Raw genomic sequence first — 10680 nt, forward strand, 5'->3', positions numbered from 1 at the left:
CCTTTCGGCGGGCCCGGGCGCCCCGCAAACTCCCACCACCTCTTTTTTTTCCCCACCCCCACTCCCGGGGGGCCCCCCGGGCCCCCCCCCGGGGCCCCCGACGTAGACTGGCAGCATGCGGCTGGTAGCGAGCGATATCGACGGAACGATCCTGGGACACGACGGCAGGATCAGCGAACGGACCGTCCGCGCCTTCCACTCCTGCCGCGACGCCGGCGTTGAGCTGGTGTTCGTCACCGGCCGGCCGCCGCGCTGGCTGCACCCCCTCCGGGACCAGCTGGGCCACACCGGAACCGTGATCTGCTCCAACGGGGCCGTGGTCTGGGACCTGGAATCCGACCGGGTCATCTCCTCCCGCGCCTTGGCCCTCGAATCGGTCTTCGAGGCCCGGCGGATCATCCAGGGCATCCGGCCGGACGCGCTGTTCGCCGCCGAAACCCTCGACGGCTTCCACCTGGAGCCGCACTTCCTGGGCGGCAACTCGGCCGGCCTGCTCGACGAGGTCACCCCGGCCCCGCTGCAAGAGACGCTCCGTCCTGGCGATTCCGTGGTGAAGCTGATGGCGATCATCCGGGAAGGCACCGCGGACGAGTTCCTCGCGGACGTCTCGCCCGCCGTTGCCCACTTGGCCGCCGCCACCCACTCCGCCCCCAATATGGCCCTCCTGGAGCTCTCCCTCCCGGGCGTGAATAAGGCCGTGACCCTCGCCGAATATGCCCGCGCCCTGGGCCTCGGCGCCGAGGACGTGGTGGCCTTCGGGGACATGCCGAACGACATCGAGATGCTGCGCTGGGCCGGCCACGGCTACGCCATGGCCAGCGGCCACCCCGACGCCATCCGCGCCGCCGCGCACACGGCCCCGCACTTCGACGACGACGGCGTGGCCCAGATCCTGGAGGCCCGGCTCGCCGACCTCGGCGTCCGCCAGCCCTGACCCTCCGCCTTCTGTCCTGACCCGTCGCGCCGCGCCGCCCGCCCCGCCGTCGCGCCGCCCGCGCCGCGGACATGTGATTCCCAGCTGGCGGCCAACTGCCGTTCACCTTGGCCTCCTACGCTCAGACCACTGAACGGATCGGATGACTGAGGGCGGGCAATCATGGCCAGGAACGTGAAGCGACACATTGACGACCAGCCGCTGCGGCGCGTCACCCCGGACGCCCACTGGCAGAGCCTGCGCCAGGGCGACCGGGTCCGGGTGCGGCTGTCCCCGGGCTACGAGGCGGCCGGATTCGTCGACGCGCTCACCGTGGACCACACCACCGTCTGGGTGGACCTCGACGGCGGCGGACGCACCCTGCTGCACTGCAGCGACGGCGTCGAAATCCTGCCCCACGGCTAGGACCGCGGCTCCGGTACGCTGACCGGATGAGCGCAGAGCACCCCTTCCTCGCCCGCGACGGCGCCCCCGACACGCCCGTGGCCATCGCCCACCGCGGGTTCTCGCCGAAGGGTGCGGAAAACTCGATGGCCGCGTTCCGCGCCGCCGTCGGCCTCGGCTACCGGTACCTGGAAACCGACGTCCACACCACCGCCGACGGCGTGCTGCTGCTCTTCCACGACCAGACCCTGGACCGGGTCACCGACGGGGCCGGACGAGTGTCCGAACTCTCTGCCGAGACGGTAGCCCGGGCCCGGATCGCCGGCACCGAACCCATCCCGGAGCTCGCCGAACTGGTCACGGAATTCCCGGACGCCCGGCTGAACCTGGACGTCAAGGACTGGAACTCGGTGGAGACACTGGCCGCCGCGATCGAACGGCACGGGCTGCACGACCGGGTGCTGGTGGCCAGCTTCTCCGACCGCAGGCGCCGCGCGGTCCTCCGCCGCCTGAGCCGGCCGGCCGCTAGCTCCGCCGGCATGGCCTCCAACGCGCTGTTCGTGCTGCTGGGTCCGCTACTCCCGGCGCCGGTGCTGCGGCGCGTGACGGCGTGGGCCCTGCGCGGGGTCCACGCCCTGCAGGTCCCGGTCCGGTTCGGTGCGGTCCCGGTGGTGACGGCGGGCTTCGTCCGGCGCGCCCACCTACATGGCCTGCATGTCCACGTCTGGACCATTAATGAGGAGGCGGAGATGCACCGGCTTCTGGACCTCGGAGTCGACGGCATTGTGACGGACAGGGCGGACCTGCTCAAGGCCGTGCTCCAAGACCGCGGCCAGTGGCGGGACTGACTGCACGTCCCTGCCTGTCTGCCCCGGCTGGCAGGATGGACCCATGCGCATCCTGATTGCCCCGGACAAGTTCAAAGGCAGCCTCACCGCGGCCGAAGCCGCCGCTGCCATGGCCGAGGGGGCCCTCCGTGTCTACCCCGAGGCCTCCGTGCTGCAGCTGCCCGTCGCCGACGGCGGCGAGGGGACGCTGGAGGCCGCAGTTGCCGCGGGCTACGAGGAGCGGCTGAACGCCGTCGTCGGGCCCATCTTGGCGCCGATCGGCGCGGCCTGGGCGATCCGGAAGGACGCCTTCGGCGGGGCCACCGCCGTCATCGAGACCGCCCAGGCCTCCGGGCTCGCCCACATGGAGCCGACGCCGGAAAACGCCCTGCGTGCCCACAGCTACGGCTCCGGGCAGTTGATCGCCGCCGCCCTCGACGCCGGCGCCACCGAGATCATCCTCGGCGTGGGCGGGTCCGCGATGACCGACGCCGGGAGCGGCGCCCTGCGCGCCCTGGGCCTCAAGCCGCTGGATGCCAACGGCAACGTGGTGCCCCTCGGCGGCGGCTCGCTGGCTGACGTCGTGGCCGTCGACGTCAGCGGACTGGACCCCCGGCTGTCGGCCGTGACGCTGCGCATCGCCGTCGACGTGCAGAATCCGCTGTACGGCTCCGACGGCGCCGCGCACGTCTTCGGTCCGCAGAAGGGCGCCGACGAGGACGCCGTCGAACGGCTCGACGCGGGCCTGCGGAACTGGGCCTCGGTGCTTCGGCAGGCCACCGGCCGGGACGTCAACGTCCCCGGCGCCGGCGCGGCCGGCGGCTTCCCGGCGTCGTTCCTGGCCTTCAGCAACGCGGCCCTGGAGAGCGGTTTCCAGCTCGTGGCGGGCCTCACCGGCCTTGCCGACAAGCTGCGCGGCGCAGACCTGGTGATCACGGGGGAGGGGTCCCTCGACGAGCAGTCGCTGACCGGCAAGGCCCCCGTGGCGCTGGCCGACGCCGCGCACGCCCTCGGCATCCCGGTGATCATGGTCGCCGGCCGGATCCTGGTCACCCCGGAAGACCTGGAACGGCGCGGCGTGGTTGCGGCGGCGCAGCTTGTGGACACGGCCCCTTCGCCCGAGGAGGCGCAGGCGAAGGCGGCCAAGTACCTCGCCTGGACCACCAGCCAGGTGCTCGAGGGCGCCTAAGTGGCGGTGAAGACTCTGGTTTAGCGGCTCCCCGCTGAATAAGATTGCTTCATTGGGGGCCGTGACCCCCTGCCAGGGCCACGCGCATACCGGTGGCCGTGACAGGAGATCCGCATGTCCATGAAGCGCAGCACCGCCCGCCGCCCCAAGCTCCGCGAACGGCGGCTCGAGGTCGAACACATCAATGTCGTGGACCGGCGCGTGATGCGCAAGGCCCTCGGCGGAACCATCGTCGGCAACACCATGGAATGGTACGACGTCGGCGTGTTCGGCTACCTGATCACCACCATGGGCCCGGTCTTCCTGCCCGAGGCGGACAAGACCGTCCAAAATCTGTTCCTGCTGGGAACCTTCGGCGCCACCTTCGTGGCCCGGCCGCTCGGCGGGGTCTTCTTTGGCTGGCTCGGCGACAAGATTGGCCGTCAGCGGGTGCTCGCCATGACACTGATCATCATGGCCGCGTCCACCTTCGTGGTGGGCCTGCTGCCCGGGTACGCCACCCTCGGCATCTGGGCTGCAGTGCTGCTGGTCGCCACCAAGCTGATCCAAGGCTTCTCCACCGGCGGCGAATACGCCGGCGCCACCACGTTTGTCAGTGAGCACGCCCCGGACGCCCGGCGCGGTTTCTTCGCCAGCTTCCTGGACCTCGGCAGCTACATGGGCTTCGCCATCGGCGCCGCACTGGTCACGCTGCTGCAGGTCACCCTCGGCGAGGACACCATGCAGGCCTGGGGCTGGCGGCTCCCGTTCCTGATCGCCGGCCCGCTGGGGCTGATCGCCATCTACTTCCGGATGAAGATCGAGGAATCCCCGGCGTTCCAAGCCAGCCTCGACGCGCAGACCGGCGGGGCGGAAGGCGAATCCGCGGACGCCAAGGGCCCGGTAGCCATCTTCGCCTCGCACTGGCGCGGAATCCTGCTGGCGATGATCCTCGTGGCCGCCGCCAACACCGTGGGTTACGCGCTCACCTCCTACATGCCCACGTACCTGACCTCGAACAAGGGCTACGACGAGCTCCACGGCACCCTGCTCACCATCCCGATTCTGGTCCTGATGTCCGCCGCGATCCCGCTGACGGGCAAGCTTTCGGACCGGATCGGCCGCCGTCCGGTGCTCTGGATCGGCTCGCTGGGCACCGTGGTCCTGGCCCTTCCGGCCTTCCTGCTGATCGGTATCGGCGCCATCTGGTCCACGCTGCTGGGGCTGGCGTTGATCGCCTTCCCGCTGACCTTCTACGTGGCCAACCTCGCCTCCACGCTCCCGGCGCTCTTCCCGACGGAAAGCCGCTACGGCGCCATGGGCATTGCGTACAACTTCGCCGTCGCCATCTTCGGCGGCACAGCGCCGTTCATCATCGCCTCCCTCATCGCCGGCACGAACAACGAGATGATGCCCGCCTACTACCTCATGGCCACGTCTGCGGTGGGTGCCGTCGCCGTCTACTTCATCAAGGAAACGGCCGGCCGGCCGCTGATGGGCTCGATGCCGAGCGTTGACACAGTCGAAGAGGCCCACGAACTCGTGGCGGGGCAGGAGGATAACGAGCTGCTGGATCTCAACGAGATGCCGTTCGACGAGACCTACCATCCGGCCGAGTCGGACCAGCCGGCGTCGGAGCAGCGCGCGTCGGACGCGTCGGACCGGGAGGGCGACGCCGAGCGGAGGGAGCACCCCGCCGGCTAGTGGTCAGGGCCATTCACGGTGCTGCGCCCCGGGGCCTTCCGCCGAAGCCGGTCCGGCACCAGGACCAGCAGCACCAGCAGGACCGCCAGGAGCGCCGCGCCGGCCACGATCCCGGCGGTCCGCCCGATCGTGACGTCGAAAACCAGTGCCGACGTCCCGACGCTGAGAAGGGCGACGGCGGCCAGGGCGGTCTTCGCGATCCGGTCCGCGCTGGAGACCAGAACCTCCTTCAGGCCCTGCCGGAACAGCCGGCGGTGAGCGCTGACCGGCAAGAGAATCAGGGCCGTGGTGAGCGCCGCGAGGACCACGTTGCAGAGGTAGAGTCCGATTTCGAAGCCGTCCAGTTTCTCGAAGCGGCTCTGGAACGGCAGCGTCAGCAGGAAGCCGGCCAGGATCTGCACGCCCGTCTGCAGCACCCGGAGTTCCTGCAGCAGTTCGCCCCAGTTGCGGTCCATCTTCTCGTCAAAGGTCTCACTCCGCCCGGCGTCCCGGGACTCATCGGCGCGCGCCATCGCTGCTCCTCACCTGAGATTTCGCTCTGGTACTAAGCTTACTGACGATTTTCGGGTACGGTGGAAGAGCAGGGAAATTCTGCCAGGCTGACCGCCGGCCGCCGCTAACCAGGAGGAAGCACATGTCTGAAGACCAGCACCGCGTCGTCGAGGAAGAAGCAGGCGGCTACGGCACACCCACCGCCGAGCAGGAGATGCCCGGCGGCGACACCAAGAGCTTCGCCCAGCCGCGCGACGAAGAAGCGTTCGACGCCGCGGGCCTGAACCAGGACAGCCCGGACGGTGAGACCTTCCCGGCCGGCGCCCCGGATCTGAGCCAGTTCGGCGCGGAAGACCAGGACAGTGCAGGAGAACCCGGAGCGGGACGCTTCGGAGGAACGGAGGAGCAGATGAACGCGGAAAACGAGAGCACCGAGCAGGGCTTCGAGTCCGGCGACGAGACGGCAGCCGAGAACGGCGGCGCCGTGCCGTCGTCGGAAGCTGACATGGACTCGGCCAACACCGAGGAAGCCGAACCGGGGCGCCCGTTCTCCTCGGAGTCCGGGCAGGACGCCGCCGGCATTCCGGACGGCTCCGGCACGGACCTGCCGGAGGAGCACTCACCGAAGGATCGCGACGACGAGGACAAAGAGTCCTTCAACGCCGGCTAACCACCGGTTTCGGCAGCAGTAACACCAAGGGCGGCGCCACTCCTTCCCGGGAGAGGGGCCGCCCTTGCCGTGTTCCAGGCCGCGGGTCCGCGCTTAGCGGCGCTTCTTGGGGGCGCGCTTGGCGGCGGCGTTCACGGCGCCCCGGGCAGCGGCGGCGACTGTGCCGTCCTCGGTCTCCGGTTCGGCGACCGTTCCGCGGGCCTTCGCGATGGCCTTCATGCCGTGGTAGATCACCAGGGCGGCGGCCGAGCCGAGGGCGATGCCGGTGAACTTGAGGTCGCCAATGGTCCAGGTGTAGTCCGCGATGCCGACGATCAGGGCGACGGCGGCCGTGGTGAGGTTGACCGGGTTGGAGAAGTTGACCTTGTTCTGCACCCAGATTTTCACGCCGAGGACGCCGATCATGCCGTACAGCATGGTGGCGGCGCCGCCCAGGACACCTGCCGGGACGGTGGCGATCAGTTCGCCGAACTTCGGCGAGAAGCTGAGGATCACGGCGAAGAGGCCGGCAACCCAGTACGCCGCCGTCGAATAGACCTTGGTGGCGGCCATGACGCCGATGTTTTCGGCGTAGGTGGTGGTGCCGGAGCCGCCGCCGAGGCCGGCGAGGACCGTTGCGGCGCCGTCGGCCATCAGCGCGCGCCCGGAGACGCCGTCGAGGTTCTGCCCGGTCATGGCGGAGACGGACTTCACGTGGCCGATGTTCTCGGCCACCAGCACCAGGACCACCGGCACGAAGAGGCCGACGACTCCGAGGTGGAACTCGGGGGTCTGGAAGTGCGGCAGGCCGATCCAGGCGGCGGCGTCGACCTTGGCGAAGTTGACCTCGCCGCGGATGATCGCGACGAGGTAGCCGACGACGACGCCCACCAGGATGCTCAGCCGGCCGAGAATGCCGCGGAAGAAGACGCTGACCACGATGATGACGGCGAGCGTGATCAGGGCGGTGATCGGGGCGGCGTCGAAGTTGTTCTTGGCCGCGGGGGCCAGGTTCAGGCCGATCAGGCCGACGATGGCACCGGTGACGATCGGGGGCATGAGGCGGTTGATCCAGCCCGCCCCGAACTTCTGCACGATCGCGCCGATGATGGCGAGGCCGATGCCGGCCATTACCACGCCCCCGAGCGCGCCGGGGATGCCGAACTGCTGCTGCGAGGCCATGATCGGGGCGATGAACGCGAAGGAGGAGCCGAGGTAGCTGGGGACGCGGCCCTTGGTGATGACCAGGAACAGCAGGGTGCCGACGCCGGAGAAGAACAGGGTGGTGGCCGGGGGCATGCCGGTGATGATCGGAACCAGGAAGGTGGCGCCGAACATGGCCACGACGTGCTGCATGCCGACGCCGATAGTCAGCGGCCACGCCAGGCGCTCGTCGGGCCGGACGACCTCGCCGGGGCGGATGGACTTGCCGTTTCCGTGGATCTTCCAGTTGGTTCCGAGCATGCTCATGGCAGTGAGCCTTTCAAAAAGGGTGTCGCGGGGCTGGGAAGGAATCTTCCGGGTGACACTTTACCGCGACGGCGTCAGCGGGCGGCGGTCGACAGGTCCTGTTGGCCGCCGGGACCGGCGCCGCGCCGGAACAGGAGCACGGCCTGGGGCTGCTTCTCCGACTCCCTCGGCGGCCGGAGCAGTTGCTCCAGCGGCGCGAAGCCGTGGGCGGCGAAGCAGCGCGTGACGTCGCCGGGGTTGTGCAGTTCGGCGCGGAGCACGACGTCGTGCCCGTACGCGCGCGTCAGGGTGCGGGAGCCGCTTCCGGCCTGGAAGGCGACCAGCGCGGCGCCGCCCGGCCGGAGGACCCGCGCGAACTCGCGGGCGACGGCCGGTATGTCGCCGGGCTCGAGGTGGATGATCGAATACCAGGCCACGACGCCGTTCACGGACCCATTGTCGGCCGGCAGTGCGGTGAGCTCGCCCGCTGCGAACTCGATTCCTGGGTGCAGACGCCCGGCCACCCGGACCATGGTCGGTGAGAGGTCGACGCCGGTGACGTTCAGCCCGGCGCCCGCGAGGTGGGCGGCGAGCCGGCCGGTGCCGCAGCCGGCGTCGATCACGCTTCGGTCCGGCGAGGCGCCGACATCCTTTACGAAGCGCTGGATCATGGCCAGATCTTCGGCGGATTCGAAGCCGAGGTCCGGCAGGACCCGGGCGTAGGTTTCAGCCACCGTGTCATATGCGGACCGGACGGCGGCGTGATAGGCGGGCTCCGGCATGGCCCGAGCCTACCGCGGCATGACAGTGCCGCCCGGCGATGCCGCTGTATCGTGGGCCCGATGACGACGACTAAGCTCCTCGCGGCCTATGACCAGCAGCTTCGCACCGACGCCGAAACCCCAAGTGCCGTGGCCGTCGAACGGTTGGGTCCGCTGCGTCTCGTCACCTTTTCCGGCGGCAGGGGGTTCGTCACCTATCAGGATCTGGGCGGGGCAGATGCGCCGACGATCGCCGGGTGGGTGGCGGAGACCGTCGAGTATTACCGCGCCCAACCCGGGATCGACCGCTTCGAGTGGAAGACCCGCGGCCACGATCACGCCCCCGGACTGCACGACGCCCTTGTGGAGAATGGCCTGGAGGCCGACGAGACCGAGTCGATCATGATCGGCGGGGCCAGCGGATTGGCGGCCGGCGTCGACCTTCCGCCGGGTGTGACCGTCCGGCAGGTGTCCGACGAGGCTGGCATCCGGGCGATGTGCGCCATGCAGGACGAGGTCTTCGGCAGTCCGGCCTCTGACGGCAACGCGGAGGCGGTGTTGCGCCGCGCGGCCCGGGACGACGGGATGCAGCTTTGGGTGGCCGAGCACGACGGCATGATTATCAGCGCCGGGCGTCTGGAACCCGTCCCCGGAACCGATTTCGCTGGCATCTGGGGTGGCGCTACGCGGCCGGAATGGCGTGGCCGGGGCATCTACCGCGCGGTCACCGCTGCCCGGGCGTGTGCGGCGCTGGAGCTGGACAAGACGCTCATCCACAGCGATTCGACCGAGTTTTCGCGTCCCATCCTGGAGCGCTCCGGACTGGTCCGCGTGTCGACCACGACGCCGTATCTCTGGCGGCGTTCGTCCGGAGCCGACGGGAACTGATGACCGACGTGGCTGCCTCGGCCTGAGGACATCCAAGTTGGTGGCTCCTTGCCCTCGGACTGACCGCCGGGCTTCAGCGGAGTCCGTGCGCCGCAAGTGGCCGTCGCCGTTACCGCAGCCTCTGCCCACACAGGCAGTTGCTTCTGCGGCGCGCCCTTCTCGAGTCAGTGCCTTGTAGATCGGAGTGACGCTCCATACCGTCCGCGCCCGTCCGCTCTGCCTTCACTATTTGAAGTAGTGGTTTTGTCGGGGTTTTTGGTGGGGGTCGAGGTGGGGTGGCGGGATGTACCAGGGAGTCCCGGCGCGGGTTTGGATGGTCCATTGTTCTTTGTGGATCAGGTGATGGTGGTGTGAGCACAGCAGGACACCGTTGTCTGTGCTGGTTGATCCGCCGCGGGACCAGTAGTCGATGTGGTGGGCTTCGCACCAGGGGGCGGGGATGGTGCAGCCGGGGAAGGTGCAGCCTTTGTCGCGGGCGGTGATGGCTTTACGGATGTGGGGCGGGAAAATTCTGCTGGTCCTCCCGATGTCCAGGACCCGGCCGTCGGTGCCGAGGAGGACGGGAATGATGTCCGCGTCGCAGGCGATTTTGCGGATGGTGGCGGCGGCGACGGGTCCGGTGAAGGCCAGCGTCCCGGTCCCGGCCAGACCCAGGGTGCCGGAAGCCGTCACCCCTTCACCGGCTGTTTGATCCCCGATGCCGGAGTCGGTGGTGAGGCGGGTGAGGAGGTCGCGGTAGTCGATGGTGACAAGGACTTGGGGTCGGAGGCCGCCCGTGGCGGGGAGTCCGCCGGTGGCGAGAGCGGCCTTGCAGGCGCCGATCAGGCCGTCGAGCAACCGCTGCGGGCGGGACCGGAGATCCAGCCGCTCGTAGGACACTCCCGATTCCGCAGCGAAAACCTCCTCCGCCGAAACTATGCAGCCTACGGCAGCATCTTTGTCGGCAGCGGCCGGGGTGGTCCCGCTGGCATCCACCGCTCCGGGAACGGTCGCGGCTGTTCGGGGGTTGGTGGCGGTGTTCATGACCGTGAGGAGGTGTTCGAACTGGTCGGTGGTCGCGAAGATTTCCAGGTGCTGGAGACCGTGCCGGGGACGGCGGATGAACGCGCCCTGGAGTTGGCGGAGGAGCTCCTCGGAGGGCTCGGCACCGTCCTGGTCCAGGCCGTCGACCCAGCGGCGGGCGACCCGGGTCAGGAAGTCCGGGTCATGAACCGCCGCGACCGTGGTCAGGACTTCTTCCATCCGGGTCACGGTGGCAGGGTCGGTCAGGAGCCGGACCCGGTCCAGGGCCTGGGTGATGATGGTCGCGGACCGGGACGGGACCTCCCCTCCCGCGAACGCCGCGGCCAGTTCCCCGTGAACGGCCGGGATCGGCTGGCCGGTCAGCCCAACCCGGGGCAGAAGTTCCCCGGCAAGGCAGAGGC

At 69.6% G+C, this 10680-nt stretch carries 11 protein-coding genes; 7 read left to right on the forward strand and 4 right to left on the reverse strand.

Annotation, left to right across the window (positions count from 1 at the left end):
* The first annotated feature begins 115 nt into the window (after window positions 1-115).
* The 5 genes from AB0305_RS21210 (at window position 116) to AB0305_RS21230 (ending at window position 5017) form a co-directional block, all read left to right on the forward strand.
* The gene (locus tag AB0305_RS21210) at window positions 116-934 is read left to right on the forward strand and encodes an HAD family hydrolase (RefSeq protein ID WP_364137989.1); all 819 of its coding nucleotides are present in this window, start codon (window positions 116-118) and stop codon (window positions 932-934) included.
* Between the two features lie 162 nt (window positions 935-1096).
* On the forward strand, window positions 1097-1339 hold the full coding sequence (locus AB0305_RS21215) for a hypothetical protein (protein ID WP_290257051.1): 243 nt from the start codon (window positions 1097-1099) through the stop codon (window positions 1337-1339).
* 26 nt (window positions 1340-1365) lie between these two features.
* The gene (locus tag AB0305_RS21220; RefSeq protein WP_364137987.1) at window positions 1366-2166 is read left to right on the forward strand and encodes a glycerophosphodiester phosphodiesterase; all 801 of its coding nucleotides are present in this window, start codon (window positions 1366-1368) and stop codon (window positions 2164-2166) included.
* Between the two features lie 43 nt (window positions 2167-2209).
* Window positions 2210-3334, forward strand: coding sequence for a glycerate kinase (locus tag AB0305_RS21225; protein ID WP_364137985.1), 1125 nt, complete (start codon window positions 2210-2212; stop codon window positions 3332-3334).
* 120 nt (window positions 3335-3454) lie between these two features.
* Window positions 3455-5017, forward strand: coding sequence for an MFS transporter (locus tag AB0305_RS21230; protein ID WP_364138438.1), 1563 nt, complete (start codon window positions 3455-3457; stop codon window positions 5015-5017).
* Here the strand turns inward: AB0305_RS21230 and AB0305_RS21235 are convergent.
* On the reverse strand, window positions 5014-5529 hold the full coding sequence (locus tag AB0305_RS21235) for a DUF6328 family protein (RefSeq protein WP_364137983.1): 516 nt from the start codon (window positions 5527-5529) through the stop codon (window positions 5014-5016). The genes AB0305_RS21230 and AB0305_RS21235 overlap by 4 nt on opposite strands.
* Window positions 5530-5651: 122 nt before the next feature.
* Here AB0305_RS21235 and AB0305_RS21240 point away from each other — a divergent pair, with 122 nt between their 5' ends.
* Window positions 5652-6179, forward strand: coding sequence for a hypothetical protein (locus AB0305_RS21240; protein WP_364137981.1), 528 nt, complete (start codon window positions 5652-5654; stop codon window positions 6177-6179).
* 93 nt (window positions 6180-6272) lie between these two features.
* Here the strand turns inward: AB0305_RS21240 and AB0305_RS21245 are convergent, their stop codons facing one another.
* Together AB0305_RS21245 and AB0305_RS21250 are read right to left on the reverse strand one after the other, a co-directional pair.
* Window positions 6273-7628, reverse strand: coding sequence for a solute carrier family 23 protein (locus AB0305_RS21245; protein WP_364137979.1), 1356 nt, complete (start codon window positions 7626-7628; stop codon window positions 6273-6275).
* Window positions 7629-7702: 74 nt separating this feature from the next.
* Complete coding sequence (locus tag AB0305_RS21250) at window positions 7703-8389, reverse strand: methyltransferase domain-containing protein (RefSeq protein ID WP_364137977.1); 687 nt, start codon at window positions 8387-8389, stop codon at window positions 7703-7705.
* A gap of 60 nt (window positions 8390-8449) precedes the next feature.
* Between AB0305_RS21250 and AB0305_RS21255 the strand changes: the two genes are divergently transcribed.
* Window positions 8450-9256 carry a GNAT family N-acetyltransferase gene (locus AB0305_RS21255; RefSeq protein ID WP_364137975.1) on the forward strand — a complete coding sequence of 269 codons (807 nt, stop codon included), beginning with the start codon at window positions 8450-8452 and terminating at the stop codon, window positions 9254-9256.
* 225 nt (window positions 9257-9481) lie between these two features.
* On the opposite strand, the gene AB0305_RS21260 is transcribed toward AB0305_RS21255, so the two are convergent.
* Window positions 9482-10680 (reverse strand): DUF222 domain-containing protein (locus AB0305_RS21260; RefSeq protein WP_366173957.1); only part of this gene is annotated, 1199 nt, incomplete at its 5' end.

Source organism: Arthrobacter sp. NPDC080086 (assembly GCF_040702285.1).

Excerpts from the sequence above, each read along its gene's own strand:
- AB0305_RS21225 (WP_364137985.1), top strand. The coding sequence starts at position 2,210 with ATGCGCATCCTGATTGCCCCGGACAAGTTCAAAGGCAGCCTCACCGCG.
- AB0305_RS21245 (WP_364137979.1), bottom strand. The coding sequence starts at position 7,628 with ATGAGCATGCTCGGAACCAACTGGAAGATCCACGGAAACGGCAAGTCC.
- AB0305_RS21210 (WP_364137989.1), top strand. The coding sequence starts at position 116 with ATGCGGCTGGTAGCGAGCGATATCGACGGAACGATCCTGGGACACGAC.
- AB0305_RS21235 (WP_364137983.1), bottom strand. The coding sequence starts at position 5,529 with ATGGCGCGCGCCGATGAGTCCCGGGACGCCGGGCGGAGTGAGACCTTT.
- AB0305_RS21215 (WP_290257051.1), top strand. The coding sequence starts at position 1,097 with ATGGCCAGGAACGTGAAGCGACACATTGACGACCAGCCGCTGCGGCGC.
- AB0305_RS21255 (WP_364137975.1), top strand. The coding sequence starts at position 8,450 with ATGACGACGACTAAGCTCCTCGCGGCCTATGACCAGCAGCTTCGCACC.
- AB0305_RS21230 (WP_364138438.1), top strand. The coding sequence starts at position 3,455 with ATGAAGCGCAGCACCGCCCGCCGCCCCAAGCTCCGCGAACGGCGGCTC.
- AB0305_RS21220 (WP_364137987.1), top strand. The coding sequence starts at position 1,366 with ATGAGCGCAGAGCACCCCTTCCTCGCCCGCGACGGCGCCCCCGACACG.
- AB0305_RS21250 (WP_364137977.1), bottom strand. The coding sequence starts at position 8,389 with ATGCCGGAGCCCGCCTATCACGCCGCCGTCCGGTCCGCATATGACACG.
- AB0305_RS21240 (WP_364137981.1), top strand. The coding sequence starts at position 5,652 with ATGTCTGAAGACCAGCACCGCGTCGTCGAGGAAGAAGCAGGCGGCTAC.